Annotated in this window: 19 protein-coding genes; 8 read left to right on the top strand and 11 right to left on the bottom strand. The window is 51.9% G+C overall.

Translation table 11 applies throughout. The annotated features are described in order from the left end of the window. Positions 1-199: 199 nt before the first annotated feature. The gene (gene gmhB / locus QRY16_RS10645; RefSeq protein ID WP_289776552.1) at positions 200-760 is read right to left on the bottom strand and encodes a D-glycero-beta-D-manno-heptose 1,7-bisphosphate 7-phosphatase; all 561 of its coding nucleotides are present in this window, start codon (positions 758-760) and stop codon (positions 200-202) included. A 188-nt stretch (positions 761-948) separates the two neighbouring features. Between gmhB and metN the strand changes: the two genes are divergently transcribed. The 6 genes from metN to proS all read left to right on the top strand — a co-directional run bounded on the left by metN (position 949) and on the right by proS (position 6,505). After that, a complete protein-coding gene (gene metN / locus QRY16_RS10640) occupies positions 949-1,980 on the top strand; it encodes a methionine ABC transporter ATP-binding protein MetN (protein ID WP_193403711.1) in 1,032 nt (343 codons plus the stop codon). Beyond that, complete coding sequence (locus tag QRY16_RS10635; protein WP_289776551.1) at positions 1,973-2,626, top strand: methionine ABC transporter permease MetI; 654 nt, start codon at positions 1,973-1,975, stop codon at positions 2,624-2,626. The genes metN and QRY16_RS10635 overlap by 8 nt, the downstream gene beginning before the upstream one ends. Positions 2,627-2,651: 25 nt before the next feature. After that, positions 2,652-3,467 (top strand): MetQ/NlpA family lipoprotein, encoded by an 816-nt coding sequence (locus QRY16_RS10630; protein WP_289776550.1) that lies wholly within the window; start codon positions 2,652-2,654, stop codon positions 3,465-3,467. Between the two features lie 130 nt (positions 3,468-3,597). Beyond that, positions 3,598-3,996 (top strand): envelope stress sensor lipoprotein RcsF, encoded by a 399-nt coding sequence (gene rcsF / locus QRY16_RS10625; protein ID WP_193403714.1) that lies wholly within the window; start codon positions 3,598-3,600, stop codon positions 3,994-3,996. Next, positions 3,993-4,697, top strand: a complete 705-nt coding sequence (tsaA, locus tag QRY16_RS10620) for a tRNA (N6-threonylcarbamoyladenosine(37)-N6)-methyltransferase TrmO (protein ID WP_289776549.1) — start codon at positions 3,993-3,995, stop codon at positions 4,695-4,697. The genes rcsF and tsaA overlap by 4 nt, the downstream gene beginning before the upstream one ends. Before the next feature lie 89 nt (positions 4,698-4,786). Then, positions 4,787-6,505 carry a proline--tRNA ligase gene (proS, locus tag QRY16_RS10615; RefSeq protein ID WP_289776548.1) on the top strand — a complete coding sequence of 573 codons (1,719 nt, stop codon included), beginning with the start codon at positions 4,787-4,789 and terminating at the stop codon, positions 6,503-6,505. Between the two features lie 59 nt (positions 6,506-6,564). Here the strand turns inward: proS and arfB are convergent, their stop codons facing one another. Then, entirely contained in the window at positions 6,565-6,975 is a 411-nt protein-coding gene (gene arfB, locus QRY16_RS10610; RefSeq protein ID WP_193403717.1) for an alternative ribosome rescue aminoacyl-tRNA hydrolase ArfB, read from the bottom strand. 217 nt (positions 6,976-7,192) lie between these two features. Here arfB and QRY16_RS10605 point away from each other — a divergent pair, with 217 nt between their 5' ends. Then, a complete protein-coding gene (locus QRY16_RS10605) occupies positions 7,193-7,402 on the top strand; it encodes a YaeP family protein (protein ID WP_193403718.1) in 210 nt (69 codons plus the stop codon). Further along, on the top strand, positions 7,380-7,640 hold the full coding sequence (gene rof, locus QRY16_RS10600; RefSeq protein WP_193403719.1) for a Rho-binding antiterminator: 261 nt from the start codon (positions 7,380-7,382) through the stop codon (positions 7,638-7,640). Before QRY16_RS10605 ends, rof begins: the two co-directional genes overlap by 23 nt. Positions 7,641-7,678: 38 nt before the next feature. On the opposite strand, the gene QRY16_RS10595 is transcribed toward rof, so the two are convergent. The 9 genes from QRY16_RS10595 to lpxA form a co-directional block, all read right to left on the bottom strand. After that, positions 7,679-7,987 (bottom strand): c-type cytochrome, encoded by a 309-nt coding sequence (locus QRY16_RS10595; RefSeq protein WP_193403720.1) that lies wholly within the window; start codon positions 7,985-7,987, stop codon positions 7,679-7,681. Next, on the bottom strand, positions 7,987-9,303 hold the full coding sequence (tilS, locus tag QRY16_RS10590; RefSeq protein WP_289776547.1) for a tRNA lysidine(34) synthetase TilS: 1,317 nt from the start codon (positions 9,301-9,303) through the stop codon (positions 7,987-7,989). Before tilS ends, QRY16_RS10595 begins: the two co-directional genes overlap by 1 nt. 53 nt (positions 9,304-9,356) lie before the next feature. After that, entirely contained in the window at positions 9,357-9,746 is a 390-nt protein-coding gene (locus QRY16_RS10585; protein WP_289776546.1) for a VOC family protein, read from the bottom strand. Between the two features lie 75 nt (positions 9,747-9,821). Then, the gene (locus tag QRY16_RS10580; RefSeq protein ID WP_289776545.1) at positions 9,822-11,966 is read right to left on the bottom strand and encodes a lysine decarboxylase LdcC; all 2,145 of its coding nucleotides are present in this window, start codon (positions 11,964-11,966) and stop codon (positions 9,822-9,824) included. A 122-nt stretch (positions 11,967-12,088) separates the two neighbouring features. After that, positions 12,089-13,045: an acetyl-CoA carboxylase carboxyl transferase subunit alpha gene (accA, locus tag QRY16_RS10575; protein WP_193403724.1), complete on the bottom strand. Its 957-nt coding sequence runs from the start codon at positions 13,043-13,045 to the stop codon at positions 12,089-12,091. A 12-nt stretch (positions 13,046-13,057) separates the two neighbouring features. Further along, positions 13,058-16,540 carry a DNA polymerase III subunit alpha gene (gene dnaE / locus QRY16_RS10570; RefSeq protein ID WP_193403725.1) on the bottom strand — a complete coding sequence of 1,161 codons (3,483 nt, stop codon included), beginning with the start codon at positions 16,538-16,540 and terminating at the stop codon, positions 13,058-13,060. A gap of 30 nt (positions 16,541-16,570) precedes the next feature. Beyond that, the gene (gene rnhB, locus QRY16_RS10565; protein WP_193403726.1) at positions 16,571-17,197 is read right to left on the bottom strand and encodes a ribonuclease HII; all 627 of its coding nucleotides are present in this window, start codon (positions 17,195-17,197) and stop codon (positions 16,571-16,573) included. After that, complete coding sequence (gene lpxB, locus QRY16_RS10560) at positions 17,190-18,338, bottom strand: lipid-A-disaccharide synthase (RefSeq protein ID WP_289776544.1); 1,149 nt, start codon at positions 18,336-18,338, stop codon at positions 17,190-17,192. Before lpxB ends, rnhB begins: the two co-directional genes overlap by 8 nt. Before the next feature lie 3 nt (positions 18,339-18,341). Then, positions 18,342-19,130, bottom strand: coding sequence for an acyl-ACP--UDP-N-acetylglucosamine O-acyltransferase (lpxA, locus tag QRY16_RS10555; protein WP_193403728.1), 789 nt, complete (start codon positions 19,128-19,130; stop codon positions 18,342-18,344). Positions 19,131-19,133 lie beyond the last annotated feature (3 nt).

Genomic DNA, 19,133 nt, shown 5'->3' with positions numbered 1-19,133 from the left:
TACGCCTTCCTCCTGCAGAGTCAACCTCTTTCTGAGAAGTTTTTCTCCGGCGGCTCAGTCTCCCGAACCTGCCAGCACGTCATACCGTAAGCCGGTGTGCCGTGTCAGTGGAGGCGCATTATAGGGAACGTTTCGGCGAGCGCAAGTGTAAAATCAAACTTTTTTGTTATCCGCCTGATTTTTGCACAAAAGCCGCGTTTTATCCCTTTTTAATGCGTGCCGGAAGGTCAGAAAGGCTATTAATTACCCAATCTGCTGCGGCTTCGCCTTCTGCGGTAACGGGTTTACCTGTGCGAACCAGTATTTTCGTGCCCACACCAGCCGCCTGCGCTGCCATCATATCTTCGATTTTGTCACCCACCATATAAGAAGAATGCATATCGATATTCAGTTCTGCTTGTGCCGATAACAGCATGCCCGGCTGTGGCTTACGGCAATCGCACTGCTGACGATATGCTTCAACTGTACCTTCTGGATGATGCGGACAGAAATAGATACCATCCAGATCCACATCCCGATCTGCAAGCGACCAGTCCATCCATTCGGTGAGTTGCATAAACTGATCTTCAGTAAAGATGCCGCGTGCAATGCCGGACTGATTTGTCACGACCACAAGGGCAAAGCCCATCTTTTTCAGTTCTTGCAGCGCCTCGATAGCGCCATCAATAAACTGGAAACTGTCGATTTCATGGACGTAGCCGTGATCAACATTTAAGGTGCCATCGCGATCAAGAAAAATGGCTGGAACTTTATTCGCCACGTAGAAACTCCTGCTATAAAAATTGCCGTTCAGTATCGCATGATTGCAATAAAAGGGAGAACGCCAGTTTGAATGACTTTGATTGATTTAGACGTCTGGATGCCTTAACATCCATCGAGCTTTCTTATGGCCAGGCTATATAAAGCATCCCACACCACGGACAACGTAATACGATAATAAATAACGTAATGATAAAACTCGAAAATATTACCAAAGTGTTCCAGCAAGGCACACGCGCTATTCAGGCGTTATCTGACGTCAGCTTACATGTGCCCGCGGGTCAGGTATATGGCGTTATCGGTGCTTCCGGTGCCGGTAAAAGTACCTTGATTCGTTGCGTAAATCTGCTGGAGCGCCCGACTTCGGGCCGCGTACTGGTTGACGGTGCTGATTTAACAGCGTTGAACGAACGTCAACTCACGCAGGCACGTCGCCAGATTGGCATGATCTTCCAGCATTTTAATCTGTTGAACTCACGCACTGTCGCTGGCAATGTGTCGCTTCCCCTTGAGCTAGGCAATTTGTCACGTGAGCAAATTAAAAAGCGCGTGAGTGAATTGCTGGAATTAGTCGGATTGTCTGACAAACACGACGCCTGGCCGGCCAACCTTTCGGGCGGGCAAAAGCAGCGTGTTGCCATTGCTCGTGCGCTAGCCAGCAGCCCCAAGGTCCTGCTGTGTGACGAAGCCACCAGTGCGCTCGATCCCGCCACAACCCGCTCTATTCTTGAACTGTTGAAAGATATTAATCGTCGTCTCGGCCTGACAATCTTGCTGATTACGCATGAAATGGATGTCGTAAAACGCATTTGCGATCAGGTCGCCGTCATCAGTAATGGCGAGCTGATCGAAAAAGACAGTGTGAGTGAAGTGTTTTCACATCCGAAAACGCCATTAGCACAGCAGTTTATTCAGTCCACGCTGCATCTGGACATTCCCGACGATTACCAGCAACGCATGTCGTCAGACGCAAAAGCCGACAGCGTGCCACTGTTACGTCTGGAATTTACGGGTAAATCAGTCGATGCACCGCTTTTGTCAGAAGCAGCACGCCGTTTCAACGTGAATAACAACATTATTAGTGCGCAGATGGATTACGCCGGTGGCGTTAAGTTCGGCATTATGCTGGCTGAAATGCACGGTACAGGAAGCGACACCAAAGCAGCTATCGCCTGGCTGCAAGAGAACCATGTAAAAGTAGAGGTATTAGGTTATGTCTGACGCGATGTTATGGTTGCTGGCGCGTGGCGTATGGGAAACGCTAATGATGACCTTTGTCTCCGGCTTTTTTGGTTTTGTTATCGGCTTGCCGGTTGGCGTATTACTCTATGTCACGCGTCCGGGTCAAATTCTTGAAAACCGTGGCTTATATCGCGTACTTTCAGCGGTAGTGAATATCTTTCGCTCTATCCCCTTCATTATTTTGCTGGTGTGGATGATTCCTTTCACCCGCGTAATTGTCGGCACTTCCATTGGTTTACAAGCTGCCATCGTGCCATTAACCGTAGGTGCCGCGCCTTTTATTGCCCGCATGGTTGAAAACGCCTTACTGGAATTGCCAACCGGGTTGATCGAAGCGTCACGTGCAATGGGCGCAACGCCAGTGCAGATCGTGCGCAAAGTGTTGCTGCCTGAAGCACTGCCAGGTTTGGTGAACGCCGCTACAATTACACTGATTACGCTGGTCGGCTATTCCGCCATGGGCGGCGCAGTTGGCGCAGGCGGATTGGGGCAGATTGGTTATCAGTACGGTTATATCGGATACAACGCTACCGTGATGAATACGGTATTAGTGTTACTGGTGGTTCTGGTGTATTTAATTCAGTTCTGTGGCGACCGCATCGTGCGTGCTGTGTCCCATAAATAAGCAATATCAATATTGAGGAAGGGATATGTCTTTCAAGTTTAAAAACATTGCCGCTGTGGGTGCATTGATTGGCGCGATTGCGCTGGCTGGATGCGATCAGAAAGAAAAAGATCCAAACCATATTAAAGTCGGTGTGATTGTCGGCGCTGAGCAGCAGGTTGCGGAAGTGGCGCAGAAAGTTGCCAAGGAGAAATACGGCCTTGAGGTTGAGCTGGTCACATTTAATGATTATGTGCTTCCTAACGAAGCGCTGAGCAAAGGTGACATTGATGCCAACGCATTCCAGCATAAGCCTTATCTGGATCAGCAGATTAAAGATCGCGGCTACAAACTGGTGCCGGTTGGTAATACCTTCGTTTACCCTATCGCAGGCTACTCGAAAAAAATCAAATCACTGGATGAGCTGCAGGTTGGCGCACAGATCGCGATTCCTAATGATCCAACCAATCTGGGTCGCTCCTTACTGCTGCTGCAGCAGGTGGGCCTGATCAAATTAAAAGAAGATGTTGGCTTGCTGCCGACTTCGCTGGATATTACTGAAAACCCAAAACATCTGAAAATTGTTGAGCTGGAAGCGCCACAGCTACCACGTTCACTGGACGATGCACAGATTGCGCTGGCGGTGATCAACACCACTTACGCCAGCCAGATTGGCCTGTCGCCTGCGAAAGACGGTATCTTTGTAGAAGATAAAAACTCTCCTTACGTAAACCTTATCGTGGCACGTGAAGACAACAAAGATACAGAAAACGTGAAGAAATTTGTTCAGGCTTACCAGTCTGACGAAGTAAATGACGCCGCTAACAAAATTTTCAGTGGTGGCGCAGTAAAAGGCTGGTAATTCCGCCTCGTCTATTCTTTCAGGGCGGCGCTATGCCGCCCTTTCTTTTGCTTCGCGCCCGCGCCCGACTTGTTATTTATTCTGGTCCTTGTTTCAATAACGCCACTTTTTACAACATGAGGATGTTGCTATGCGTTTTTTACCGCTCTGCTTGTTGGCATTGATGCTGACTGGGTGTGTTCGGGAATATCATCCTATAAGCAGTGCACCTTCTCGTTCGCAGCAATCCAGCGAGCCGACACATAAAGCCACTCCGCGACCAGCGCCGGTCAAAGTGTATACCGACGCTACCGATTTGGTCAGCAAACCGTTCCGCGATCTGGGTGAAGTATCAGGCGAAGATTGCCAGACCAGCACACAGGATTCACCACCGAATATCGCGACTGCACGCAAGCGTCTGCAAATAAAAACATCGCAGATGAAAGCCAATGCCGTTTTGCTACATAAGTGTGAAATCGTCAGCAGCACGCCAGGCTGTTATCGTCAGGCAGTTTGCCAGGGCTCTGCGTTGAAAGTCAGCAATCAATGAGCGAATTCGCCTTTGCGCAAATTGGTGTAATCCGTTCACCGTGGAAAGAGAAGTTTGCCGTGCCGCGCCAGCCGGGGCTGGTACAGGATGGGGGCGGTGAGCTACATCTGTTGCCACCCTATAATCAGCCTGAAGCAGTACGCGGCCTGGAAGAGTTCAGTCATCTTTGGCTGCTGTTTGTTTTTCATCAAACGATGGAAGGCAGATGGCGGCCTACGGTGCGGCCGCCGCGTCTCGGCGGCAATACGCGCATGGGCGTGTTCGCCACACGTTCCCCCTTTCGTCCGAATCCGATTGGTATGTCACTGGTTGAATTAAAGAGAATTACCTCCAAAAAACAATCGGTTATCCTGGAACTTGGTAGCCTTGATTTAGTCGATGGCACACCGATAGTTGATATAAAACCGTATCTGCCTTTTGCTGAAGCCTTACCCGAGGCGCATGCGGGTTTTGCGCAGTCAGCGCCAAAAGCGAATATGCCCGTGCGCTTTTCACCGCTGGCGCAACAGCAACTTCAGCAACAGGTTCGTTATCCCCACCTTGAGCGATTTATTCGCGAAGTGTTGGCACAAGATCCGCGACCAGCCTATCGCAAAGATGAGGCGCTGGATCGGGAATACGCTGCCTGGCTGCTGGATTTCAATGTGCGCTGGCGCATCGATGAAGCTGGCACAGAAGTGGTTGCTATCGACCTGCGTTAAAACCCGCTTTTGAGCCAGTGATCTCGCTGGTACACTAGCCGCCAGTAAAATTCTGTCTGTGGTTTTCCGATCAACTGGAATCATAATCAATGCGTACTACTCAATATCTGCTCTCTACTCAGAAAGAAACGCCTTCTGACGCCGAAGTGATCAGCCACCAGCTGATGCTGCGCGCCGGGATGATCCGTAAACTGGCTTCTGGCCTGTACACCTGGTTACCGACCGGGGTGCGCGTACTGAAAAAAGTCGAAAAAATCGTGCGCGAAGAGATGAACAACGCGGGCGCAATTGAGATTTCCATGCCGGTCGTCCAGCCTGCCGATTTGTGGCAGGAGAGCGGTCGCTGGGAGCAGTATGGCCCGGAACTGCTGCGTATTGCCGATCGTCATGAACGCCCGTTCGTGCTGGGTCCAACGCATGAGGAGGTGGTGACAGACTTAATTCGTAACGAGCTCAGCTCGTACAAGCAGCTGCCACTCAACCTGTTTCAGATTCAGACTAAATTTCGCGACGAAGTGCGCCCACGTTTTGGGGTAATGCGTTCACGCGAATTCATCATGAAAGATGCTTACTCCTTCCACGTTTCTCAGGAATCGTTGCAGGAGACCTACGATGCGATGTACCGCGCGTACAGTCAGATTTTCAGCCGCATGGGACTCGATTTCCGTGCGGTGCAGGCTGATACCGGCTCGATCGGCGGTAGCGCATCGCATGAATTCCAGGTACTGGCGCAGAGCGGCGAAGACGATGTTATCTTCTCCACCGAATCCGATTACGCTGCGAATATTGAGCTGGCAGAGGCCGTCGCGCCAGCAGGCGAACGCGCGCAGCCGACGCAGGAACTAAGCCTGATCGACACGCCCAACGCTAAAACTATTGCGGCGCTGGTTGAACAGTTTCAGTTACCCATTGAAAAGACCGTAAAAACGCTGCTGGTTAAAGGCCGTGAAGAAAGTGGCCATACGCTAATTGCGCTGCTGGTGCGTGGCGATCACGTGCTAAACGAAATCAAAGCCGAAAAATCTGAACTCGTCGCTTCACCTCTGACATTCGCCACTGAGGATGAAATCCGTGCGGCTATGGGAGCCGGCCCAGGTTCGCTCGGCCCGGTTGGGCTGACCATGCCGATCATTGCTGATCGCGCCGTTGTAAAAATGAGCGATTTCTGTGCGGGTGCCAATGTTGATGGCAAACATTACACCGGCATTAACTGGGAGCGCGATCTGCCCTTACCCATCGTTGCGGACATTCGCAACGTTGTTGAAGGCGATTTGAGCCCAGACGGCAAAGGCACGTTGCAGATCAAGCGCGGCATCGAAGCAGGCCATATTTTCCAGCTGGGCACCAAATACTCTGAAGCGATGAAAGCTGCCGTTCAGGGCGAAGATGGACGCAATCAGGTATTGTCGATGGGCTGCTACGGCATCGGCGTTACGCGCGTGGTCGCAGCCGCGATTGAGCAGAACCATGACGAACGTGGCATCATCTGGCCTGCTGCCCTGGCCCCGTTCGAAGTGGCAATTTTGCCCATGAACATGCAGAAATCATTCCGCGTGAAGGAAGTGGCAGAGGCGCTGTATAACACACTACGCGCCCAGGGCGTCGATGTGATCCTTGACGACCGGAAAGAGCGTCCGGGTGTGATGTTTGCCGATATGGAGCTGATTGGCGTACCGCATACCATTGTTATCGGCGACCGCAATCTCGACAATCAAGAGATTGAGTACAAAGCACGCCGCGACAGCGAAAAGCAGATGATTAAGCAGAACGACATCGTCGATTTCCTGCTGAAAGCACTGAATAAGTAACACGCTCAATCTGAACTGCACCCCAAAAGTTGAAGACCAACGGATTAAGGCGCAGTTTTTTATTGCACTTTTCCCCGCAACGCTTTGGTATTTCCGCGCCGCGTTTTGCTTTCCAGACGCCGGACTTTAGACGCACGCGTAGGCCGCGTCGCACGTCGCGCTTTCTCGACCGTGGTGAGTTCACCAATCAAATTAACTAACCGCTGTAATGCCGCTTCACGATTCATCTCCTGGCTGCGATATTCCTGCGCTTTAATCACAATAACGCCTTCAGCAGTAATCAAGTGATGATTAGCCGCCAGCAGCCGTTCTTTATAAAATGGCGGTAAGGACGAGGCCACAATATTGAAACGAAGATGGATTGCCGTGCTGGCCTTATTAACATGTTGCCCCCCTGCACCTTGTGCACGAATTGCCGTTAGCTCTATTTCGCTATCGGGAAGTTCAACATTACGTGACAGCATAATCATCTGTCACCTCGCAGAGAAAACTGGCCGTTTAAATGTTTTAACTTATTCATTGAGTTAACCTTTTGTGCGGGTATTTATCCCGTGCTAAGCAGCGGAATCTGTCACTTTAGCAGTGAATGGCGGGCCGATCCTGCTTTAGCCCGGCTGATTTCCTGGAAATGCCTGTGTTATAGTCGCTCATCAACCAGAGTATTTACGCTCTGCTGAGGAGGGGCTTGTGCAAAAATATTGTGAATTAATTCGCCAAAAATATGCCGGGATAGGCAGCGGGGATTTAGGATATATTCCCGATGCAATTGGCTGTGTATTAAAGGCGCTTGATGATATTGCCGCGAATCCTGCGCTAAACTCTTCTGTCAGGGAACAAGCGGCTTATGCCGCTGCAAACTTATTGGTGAGCGACTATGTTGATGAACGAAGCTTATAAACCCATCAATTGCGATGACTACGATAATCTGGAACTCGCCTGCCAAAAGAGCTGGATGCTGTCGCTGGAACTGAAAGATGGCGAACAGCTCAAGGCAAAAGCCAAAGATATGGTGTCGCGTAAAAATGTAGAGTACCTGGAAATTGATCTTTCAGGTGAGACGCGTGAGTTACGTCTCGATCATATCGCCAGGTTCAGCCACCCAGAACTGGGCACGGTTGTCGTTAGTGAAGAGTAACGCAATCCGCAGAGGCGGGATATTTCCCGCCTCCTTCGTTATGGTTTCAACGAATTATAATACGCGGCAATATCCGCCATATCCGTTTCACTTAATCCCGCCACAAATGCCTTCATGACTTCCGCTTGTCCACCGCTGCGTTCGCCCTTTTTGTACGCCTGTAAAGCATGATTAAGATAAGCCGCATTTTGACCGGCAAGGTTCGGGTACAGCGGCACCGCCGCTTTTCCTTCTGCGCCATGGCACGCTACACAACTTGCCGCCTTTTGCGCGCCAGCGTTGACATCGCCTTCGGCCAAAGCCGGTAGCGCCGTCGTCATTAATAAGGCGACGATCCAGTTTTTCATTATTGCTCTCCAGCTTTTTCGTTTTTGTGCCAGATCACCTGCCAGCCGGGCATATCTGTAGCCGCACCGTTTCGGGTAATAAACAGACCGGGTGCGCAAACAAGCGTCTGATTATAAAAAATTAACGGGATACGTTCGCGCTGCCATGGCGGAATGTGCAGCTCTTGCCAAATTTTTTTCATTTCGCGACCGCCCGCGCGTCCAACCAGATGGATGTAGCCTTGCGCCTGAAAGCGCACACTGACCTGTTCGTCTGCTTGCGGCTGCCGTAACGCATCGGGGGATGGGCTGGCTTGCAGCGTGCCTAAATCTTGTGGCAGCCTCAGCGGCTGACTGAAATCGGGCCAGTTTAGTGCGCAATCACGTAACGAATTTTGCTTCGGTAGCCAGTAAAGTCGCTGACGAAAACGGCGCACTTCAAAGCGCCCCAGTTGCAGGCGCGGCTGCGCGTCTTCCCGGCTTAACATGATTTCCTGACGGATACGACTTAACGCGTCACGTGAAGGCATCATTCCCCCCTGCCCGGCAATCCAGCGACGCAGCAACGCATTGACGCGAGCATCGCTTAAGGCAAGCAGAGCAGTGAAGTGCAGGCTGCCATCGGGTTGCACCAGCGTTTGTAACTGCTCAGCCAATAGCTCATCCAGCAACTGTTCCTGTTCTCCACATAAGGTCGCGCTGCGAGCGGTGGCCTCGGCAAAATGTGGCCAGCGCGTTAGCAACTCTGGCAATAAATGCTGGCGCAGGAAATTACGGTCATAGCGTAGATTCTGATTGCTTTCATCTTCGATCCAGACAAGTTGATGCGTCTGTGCATAGCTTTCCAGCGCCTGACGGGAAATAGCCAGCAGCGGACGCAGCAAGCGATGCGTGCCCAGCCACATTTCAGCAGGCATTGCCGCTAAGCCTGCGGGACCACTGCCGCGTTTTAGCGCCAGCAAAAACGTTTCGCATTGATCGTCAAGGTGCTGCGCGGTTAACAACGTTTCGCCAGGCTGTAACGCGGCGCTTAACGCCTGATAACGCGCCTGGCGCGCTGCGGCTTCAACGCCCTGCTTACGACTGTCCACGCTGACATGCAACACATCACAACGCAATTGCCACTGTTCGCATATCGTCACGCAGTGCGCTGCCCAGCTGTCGGCATTTGGGCTTAACCCATGATGGACGTGTAAGGCACGCAGGCGTGACTGGGGATAACGCTGCTGCCATACCCATAACTGATGCAGCAGTACGGTTGAATCAAGGCCGCCACTGAACGCCACCACCAACGCGGCTTCGGTGTGCAGCAGTTTATCAAGATGAGGCAAAGACATGACGCAATCCACAGATTCGGGCCGCCGGTTGCGGCCCATTGAAGTGCGCCATTTTACGCCTGATACAGCTCCAGCGGCAAACCATCTGGATCGGCAAAGAAAGTGCATTGCTTACCGGTCAGCTCATCAATGCGAATCGGTTCACAAATCACCCCTTTTTCAGCCAGCGCCTGCACAGCAGCCGCAACATCCGCCACGCTAAAGGCCAGATGACGTAAGCCGCAGGCTTCAGGACGGCTGACACGCGCCGGGGGCGTCGGGAAAGAAAACAGTTCAATAGTGTATTGTCCATTTAACCCCAGATCGCCTTTCCACGAATCGCGCGCTTCCCGATAATATTCACCTAACAAGCTGAATCCGAGCACATCGCAGTAGAAAGCTTTACTGCGCTGATAATCGGACGCAATGATTGCAATGTGATGGATCTGGATTAACTGCAACATATCGTCTCCTTAAGCCCGGTTAATCCGTTACTTTACGGGTGTGGTAGCGCGCTGACAACGCATAATTTGCTGAAATTATTCGCTTTTCAGCACCCGTACATGGTACTCACCTTCTTCCGTCAAGGTCGCACCATGAATATCGGTTTCGAAGCCGGGATAATGACGACCAATACTGCACAGCATTAACAGGAAATCGAGCACCGCACGACTTTGTTCCGTGATCATTTCTCCTGGCATTACCAGCGGCACGCCCGGCGGATAAGGCAAAATCATATTGGCGGAAACGCGCCCGACCAGCTGGCTAATGTCCACGGTTTCGATATTCCCTTTTACCTGCTGCTGAAATGCCTGATGCGGCGTCATTTTCATCCCTGGCAAAACGTCGAAAGCTTTCAGCATCAGGCGCGGCAGATCGTGATGACGAATCATCTGATGGATTCCCTGAGCCAGCGTCTGTATGCGCATATTGCGGTAAAAGTCGGGATCTTCAGCGTAAAGATCCGGTAGCATATTTTTTACCCGCAAATTGAGGTCATAGGCGCGTTTAAATTCAGTCAAACCGCGCAGCACACTCATCGCCTTGGTTTTATCAATGCCGATACTGAACAGAAACAGCAAATTGTACGGGCCGGTTTTCTCCACCACAATGCCGCGTTCATCCAGAAATTTCGCCACCAGCGCGGCAGGAATTCCCTCTTCCGCCATCACACCCAGTTCGCTCATGCCCGGCGTCAGGATAGTAACTTTAATGGGATCGAGATACATATGGTCACGGTCAGCCTGCGTAAAGCCGTGCCAGTTCTCTTCACCCGGCTGGATTGGCCAACACTGTGCTTCATCGACATGTTCTGGCTGCCAGATGTCAAAGAACCAGCTGTCAGATTCTTCGCGTAAGCGCTGAATCTCACGGCGGAAATGTAGCGCGCGTTCGACCGAGCGATTAATCAGACGTTTGCCTGGATTACCACGTAGCATCGCTGCCGCCGTTTCGATCGAGGAAACAATGGCGCAGTTGGGCGAGGTGGTGGTATGCATCATGTAGGCTTCGTTAAACGTCTGCTCATCATAGTCACCCTTGATATGAATCATCGATGCCTGAGAAAACGCCGCCAGCAGCTTGTGGGTGGACTGCGTTTCATAAACCACTTTGCCCGGAATACGCTCGCCGCTCATACCACTTTTGCCGTCGTAAATCGGATGAAAATTGGTATAGGGCACCCATGCCGAATCAAAATGAATCGATGGCACATCAAGCGTTTGTTTGATGTATTGCGTGTTATACAACAAGCCATCATAAGTGGAATTAGTGATCACTGCATGTATCGGCCAGCTGGCACGTGGCGTAGCCGCAACCTTCTGTTCAATACTCGGGCGGGTAAATTCGCGCTTAGGGATACCGCCAAGAATGCCCAGCGCATTACGCGTAGGCTTCAGCCAAATCGGTATGAGATCGCTCATCATCAACAGATGCGTCAAAGATTTATGACAATTGCGATCGATCAACACTGTACTGCCCGCAGACGCGGCGTACATCCCGACAATTTTGTTTGAAGTGGAGGTACCGTTGGTCACCAGGTAGCTCTGTTCAGCGCCAAAAGTGCGCGCCACATACTCTTCTGCTTCCAGATGCGGACCCGTGTGATCCAGTAACGAACCCAGCTCGGTGACCGAAATCGAAATGTCTGATTTCAGCGTATTCGCGCCAAAAAAATCGTAAAACAGACAACCGACGGGACTTTTCTGAAACGCAGTACCTGCCATATGACCTGGCGTACAGAAAGTATATTTCCCCTCTTTCGCGTACGTAAACAGCGCTTTGGTTAGCGGCGGCGTGATGTGATCTAAATAGTCGTCAGTATACTGGCGAATATGCAGTGCAATATCATCGGCCGCGTTGAGCGCATATTCAAAAAAATGCAGCGGCATACGCATTTCATTAATGCTGACGTCCATTTGCGAATGGGTGTTGATGAAGGCATAGAGGGGCAGGTACTCGTTAAGCTGATTGATTTCACCACACAATGCCAGGCTGTTATGTGCGTCCCAGTCAAAAATGACGCCGCTAATGCGTGGATTGTGTTCGATGAGCTTGAGCAAATCGACGACATTTTTCGGATAAATGAGCTGGAAGCCTTGCTGGCTTAACGCCGCGTCCAGTTCGCGCAAGGGCTCGTCTTTGTAGAACACACCATGCCCGCCCATAATCGCCAAAATATTCAATGCGCACCTCCTCGGTTGTTGTGGCATGGGGTAAGCATAGCGAATTGTTGCTACACGCTGCAGTCAGAATGCAGGCATAAAAAAAGCGGACCGAAGTCCGCTTTCGCTTTTACCTGTTACTATCAGGCGTAGCCGTAGCTCATCAGGCGCTGATAGCGACGATCCAGCAGCTCTTCAGTGGTCAGGCCGTCAAGTTCAGCCAGGTCTGCCAGCAACTGTTGTTTCAGTGAAATGGCCATATCTACCGGACGACGATGCGCGCCCCCCAAAGGTTCCGGGATCACAGAGTCAATCAGTTTCAGCTCTTTCAGACGATCGGCGGTGATGCCCATCGCTTCGGCCGCCAGCGGGGCTTTATCTGCGCTTTTCCACAAAATAGATGCACAACCTTCCGGCGAAATCACTGAATAAGTGCTGTATTGCAGCATGTTCACTTTGTCACCTACGCCAATCGCTAACGCGCCACCTGAACCGCCTTCACCAATGACGGTACAAATTACAGGTACTTTCAGGCCCGACATTTCACGCAGATTGCGCGCAATCGCTTCAGATTGACCTCGCTCTTCCGCACCGACGCCTGGGTAAGCACCAGGCGTATCGATAAAGGTGATGATCGGCATTTTGAATCGCTCGGCCATTTCCATCAGACGCAGCGCTTTACGGTAGCCTTCAGGCGCTGGCATACCAAAATTGCGGCGAATTTTTTCTCTGGTTTCCCGGCCTTTCTGGTGGCCAATGATCATCACCGGGCGTCCATCCAGACGTGCAATGCCGCCAACGATCGCTTTGTCGTCGGCATAAGCGCGGTCCCCTGCCAGCTCATCGAAATCGTCAAACGCGTTTCGCACGTAGTCAAAGGTATAAGGGCGCAAAGGATGGCGCGCCAGCTGAGCGATCTGCCATGCGCCTAAGTCGGCGAAGATTTTACGGGTCAGTTCTACGCTTTTTTCGCGCAGACGCTGCACTTCTTCATCCAGATTTACGTGTTTATCATCCTGACGGCCAATCGAAGTAAGCGAATCAATCTTCGCTTCCAGTTCTGCGATTGGCTGTTCAAAATCCAGGTAATTAAGACTCATAATGTTCCTGTTTTAGTCAAACTCCAGTTCCACCTGCTCCGATCCAATCAACGACCGCAGATCGTTAAGTAAACGATCGCTGGGCGAAATACGCCACGCTGCACCAAAGCGCAGCTTCGCGCGTGCTTCGGCACTCTGGTAATAGAGATGCACCGGGATCGTCCCTGAGCGATAAGGCTCCAGAGACTGGCGGAGTCGGTTTAATAGCTGGTCATCAATTTGCCTGTCCGTCAGCGAGATAGCAAGTCCACGCGCGTATTTTTCGCGCGCTTCGTCAATGTCCATGACTTCGCGAGCGGTCATTTTAAGGCCACCGCTAAAGTCATCAAAGCTGACCTGTCCGCTGACGATCAGGATACGGTCCTTCTCCAGCAACTGCTGGTATTTATCTAACGCATCGGTAAATAACATGACTTCCAGGCGACCAGAACGATCGTCCAGCGTACAAATACCAATTCGGTTGCCGCGCTTGGTTACCATCACGCGCGCCGCAATAACCAGGCCGGCTGCAACGGTGATTTTACCACGTTCGGTCGGGTGCATATCTTTCAGGCGCACACCACCAACGTAACGCTCAATTTCTTTCAGATACTGGTTGATGGGATGGCCGGTAAGGTATAACCCCAGCGTCTCGCGTTCACCATCCAACTGAACCTGCTCAGGCCACGGCGTGACGCTGGCATAAGATTTCTCTATCTGCTCTGGCTCTTCCGCCAACACCCCAAACATATCTGCCTGACCCGTAGCTTCGGCTTTTGCATGTTGGTCGGCCGCTTTCAACGCATCACTGAGCGAACTCATCAGCGCAGCGCGGTGCGGCCCAAGGCGATCGAACGCGCCGGACATGATCAGCTTTTCCATCACACGACGGTTTATTTTTTTCGTATCGGTACGTGCGCAGAGGTCGAAAAGCTCACGGAAATAGCCGTCTTCATTACGCGCCTCAAGGATCGCTTCGATCGGGCCTTCGCCAACACCTTTGATCGCGCCGATACCGTAAACAATCTCACCTTCGGAATTGACGTGGAACTGATAAAACCCGGAATTAATGTCCGGTGGCAATACTTTCAGGCCCATGCGCCAGCACTCATCGACCAGCCCCACGACTTTCTCGGTGTTATCCATATCGGCAGTCATCACCGCCGCCATGAATTCGGCTGGATAATGCGCTTTCAGCCACAGCGTTTGATATGACACCAACGCGTAAGCGGCCGAGTGCGATTTGTTAAAACCGTAACCCGCAAATTTTTCCACCAGGTCGAAGATTTTCATCGACAGTTCGCCATCGACGCCCATGCTTTCAGCGCCGTCTTTGAATACTGATCGCTGCTTAGCCATTTCCTCTGGTTTCTTTTTACCCATCGCACGGCGCAACATATCCGCACCGCCCAGGGTATAGCCAGAAAGCACCTGTGCGATCTGCATAACCTGTTCCTGATACAGGATGATGCCGTAAGTGGGTTCCAGTACCGGCTTCAGGGTTTCGTGCTGCCACTGAATATCCGGGTACGAAATAGCTTCCCGCCCGTGTTTACGGTCAATGAAGTTATCTACCATGCCTGATTGCAACGGGCCTGGACGGAACAGCGCCACCAGGGCGATCATGTCTTCAAAACAGTCAGGTTTTAGCCGTTTAATCAGGTCTTTCATACCGCGCGATTCAAGCTGGAAAACCGCAGTGGTTTCCGCGCGCTGCAGCATGTCGAAACTTTTTTTATCTTCAAGCGGAATCGCAGCAATATCGACAGGCGGTTCGCCCTGCTTTTCGCGTCGGGCGTTAATCATTTCCAGCGCCCAGTTAATGATAGTAAGCGTGCGCAGACCGAGGAAGTCAAACTTCACCAGCCCGGCATATTCCACGTCATTTTTATCAAACTGAGTAACCGGAAACTGGCCATTCTCGTCGCAATAAAGCGGTGCGAAATCGGTAATTTTGGTCGGCGCAATCACCACCCCACCCGCATGCTTACCGGCATTTCGCGTAACGCCTTCCAGCTTACGCGCCATATCGATAAGGGCTTTGACCTCTTCGTCAGCCTCATAAATTTCCGGCAGTTGCGGCTCTGCGACAAAAGCCTTCTCCAGCGTCATGCCGGGATCGGGCGGGATCAATTTAGAGATACGATCGACGAAACCGTATGGATGCCCCAATACGCGGCCCACATCGCGGATAACCGCTTTTGCCGCCATCGTACCAAAGGTGATGATCTGCGATACCGCTTCACGCCCATACATATCGGCAACGTGCTCAATGACCTGATCGCGTTTCTCCATACAGAAATCGACGTCAAAGTCCGGCATTGATACACGTTCTGGATTCAGAAAACGTTCAAACAGCAGGTCAAATTCGAGCGGATCAAGATCGGTGATTTTTAATGCATACGCCACCAGCGAACCCGCACCCGATCCGCGTCCAGGTCCAACAGGTACGCCGTTATCCTTCGACCACTGGATAAATTCCATCACGATCAGGAAGTAGCCGGGAAAGCCCATCTGGTTGATAACGTTTAGCTCGACTTCAAGACGTTCGTCATAGGCCGGGCGTTTTTCAACGCGGACCACTTCATCAGGGAACAGGAATTCGAGACGTTCCTCTAACCCTTCACGCGATTTCATCACCAGGAAATCTTCGGTGGTCATGTTGCCGGTTGGAAATTGTGGCAGGAAGTACTCGCCCAGCCGCACCGTGACGTTACAACGCTTAGCAATCTCTACGCTGTTTTCCAGCGCTTCCGGGATGTCCGAAAACAGCTCGCACATCTCCTCTTCGCTGCGCATGTATTGCTGAGGACTGTAATTACGCGGACGTTTCGGATCATCCAGCGTATAGCCATCATGAATTGCCACGCGAATTTCATGCGCGTCAAAATCTTCCGCATTGATAAAGCACACTTCATTGGTTGCGACCACCGGCACGCCTTCCGCGATCGCCAGTTCCACTGCCGCGTGCAGGTGCCTCTCTTCATCCGGGCGACCGGTGCGCGTCAGTTCAAGATAGTAACGATCGGCGAAGTGCTGCTGATAAAAGCCGAGACATTGCGCGACCAACTGCATGTTGCCACGCAGCAAACTGCGACCCACATCCCCGCGCCGTCCGCCAGACAGCAGAATTAAGCCTTCCTGTAGCTCGATCAACCAGTCGCGATCAATGACCGGACCGGCAATACCGTAGCCACGCTGATACGCACGCGAAATGAGTAACGTCAGGTTTTGATAGCCTGCGTTGTTGCTAGCTAAAACCGTTAGCTGGGTTAGCTCGTCGCCCATCAGGTCGCTGGCAACGCTGAAATCTGCGCCGATGACAGGCTTAATACCGGCACTGTGCGCGCTGCCGTAAAATTTTACTAGTCCGCAAAGATTGGTGTAATCGGTAATCGCTATGGCTGGCATACCAAGCGCAGCCGCTTGCTTGACTAACGGGCCGGTTTTCGCCAGACCATCAACCATTGAATAGTCGCTGTGGACACGCAGATGTATAAAACGAGGTTCAGCCATATCAATTTCCGGTTAAAAAAGCGGCAGGCATTAAAGCGTCGTTGGCTGACAGCTTGCCAGCACATCGGCGTCGATAAGCGCATTACGCACCGGCGCAAAGCTGCGGCGATGGTGTGGTGTCGCACCGTACTGCGTCAACTTTTCCCTGTGCAGTGCGGTGGGATAACCTTTGTGTTGGGCAAAGCCATATTGCGGAAACAGCAGATCTAACTCGCTCATTTCGCGATCGCGCGTGACTTTGGCGATAATTGAAGCGGCGCTAATTTCAGCCACCAGGCTATCACCTTTTACGACAGCCTGCGACGGCATTGGCAATGCCGGGCAACGATTACCATCAACCAGAACCCAGTCGGGCGTGATGGCTAAACCCGCCACCGCACGCTGCATCGCCAACATAGTTGCGTGCAGAATGTTAATCTGGTCAATCTCTTCTGGCTCGGCACGGCCTACGTTCCATGCCAGTGCTTTCGCTTTGATTTCGTCATACAACGCCAGACGGCGTTTCTCTGATAATTTTTTTGAGTCTGCTAAGCCAGTAATGGGGTTTGCCGGATCGAGGATCACGGCTGCAGTCACAACGGCGCCCACTAAGGGTCCGCGCCCAACTTCGTCTACGCCAGCGATAAGATGAGCAACAGGATAGATAAAATCAGACATTGGCTATCTCCAGTACTGCGTCTGCCGCTTGTTCGTCGGCATTCCAGCGAATCTGCTGGTGCATCTCATAGAATTCCTGCAGCAGCCTGTCTCGTTCAACGCCGGCGTGCAGCAGCGGGTCTAAAGCCGCCGCCAGCGCGGCTGGCTGACACTCATCCTGCAGGAGTTCTTTAACTAATTCGCGCCCGGCTAACAAGTTTGGCAACGACACATAGGGCGTTTTCACCAGTCGTTTCGCCAGCCAGAAGGTAAAAGGCTTCATACGATAGCCAACAACCATGGGGCATTTTGCCAGCATACATTCCAGCGCGGCAGTCCCTGATGCCAGCAATGCGGCATCGCTCGCAATCATCGCTTCACGCCCTTTGCCATCCAGCAAATGCATCGGCAATTCAGGCGCAACGCGGGCTTTAATCTGCTCAAATTGCTCACGGCGTTTAGCATTAACCAACGGCACGACAATTTCTAGCGCCGGATAATGCATGCGCAATAGCTGCGCCGTTTTAAGGAAATCTTCGCTGAGCATTTCGACTTCTGCGCCACGGCTGCCCGGCAAGAGCGCCAAACAGAGCGCGTTATCGGTAATACCCAGTTGGCGACGCGCTGCAAGCTTGTCCGGCTGCATTGGCATCGCATCAGCCATGGTATGGCCGATAAAGCGGCAAGGCACGCCGAAGCGATCGTAAAAGGCTTTCTCAAACGGCAAAAAAGCCAATACCAGATTGGTGTTGCGGCCAATTTTGAACACGCGCTTCTGTCGCCACGCCCACACCGACGGGCTAACATAGTGAATGGTGCGAATGCCCGCGCGCTTCAATCGTCCTTCTAAAGTGATATTGAAATCCGGCGCATCAATGCCAACAAACACATCCGGTTTGAGATCGATGAATCGTTGGGTGAGGTCGCGGCGAATCTTTAACAGGCGCGGTAAGCGACCCAGCACTTCTACGATCCCCATTACCGCTAACTCTTCCATTTCATACCAGGCTTCGCAACCTTCCGCTTGCATCAGCGGGCCGGCAACGCCGACAAAACGTGCGGTGGGATGACGCGCTTTAAGCGCACGAATCAAGCCTGCACCAAGAATATCGCCGGAGGTTTCTCCGGCGATGATGGCAATCGTTAAGGGACGCGGTGACATGAATTAGCGAATTAATCCCCGGGTTGAGCGGGCAAAGAAATCATAGAACGGCTGCACTTCGCTGTGCTGCTTCGCAATTTCTTCGATCTCCGGCTTCACTTCATCCAGCGTTCTGCCACTGCGATAAAGCAATTTGTATGCGTTACGAATGGCATGCAGCGACTCTTTACTGAAACCACGACGCTTCAGGCCTTCAATGTTGATACCAAACGGCGTCGCATGGTTACCCTGCGCGATGACGTAAGGAGGAACATCTTGCGCCACGCCTGAACAACCGCCCACCATCACATGTGCTCCGATAATGCACCATTGATGCACCGCCGTCATTCCGCCAATAATCGCAAAATCATCAACGGTAACGTGGCCGCCAAGCGTTGCGTTGTTAGCAAAAATGCAGCGATTGCCTACCACGCAGTCATGGGCGATATGCGCATTGATCATCAGCAGGTTGTCGTTACCAACAGTGGTGACATGGCCGCCCTGAATGGTGCCGCGATGGATAGTGACGCTTTCGCGGATGCGGTTGCGGTCGCCAATCTCAACGCGAGTCGGTTCGCCTGCGTATTTCAGATCCTGATTCACTTCACCAATTGAGGCGAATTGATAGATCTGGTTATCTTTACCGATACGCGTATGGCCATTTACTACCACATGCGATTTCAGTACCGTTCCTTCACCAATTTCCACATTTGCCCCAATAAAACAGAACGGGCCGATGTGGACGTTGGGACCAATAATGGCCCCCTCTTCAATGACAGAACTGGGATGGATGTTGGCGGTTGGATCAATCACGAA

The sequence above is a fragment of the Mixta mediterraneensis genome (assembly GCF_030283135.1).
In the GTDB taxonomy this organism is placed as follows: Bacteria; Pseudomonadota; Gammaproteobacteria; order Enterobacterales; family Enterobacteriaceae; genus Pantoea; species Pantoea mediterraneensis.
The sequence above is the reverse complement of the archived record's forward strand: the minus strand, read 5'-3'. Positions and strand labels throughout refer to the sequence as shown.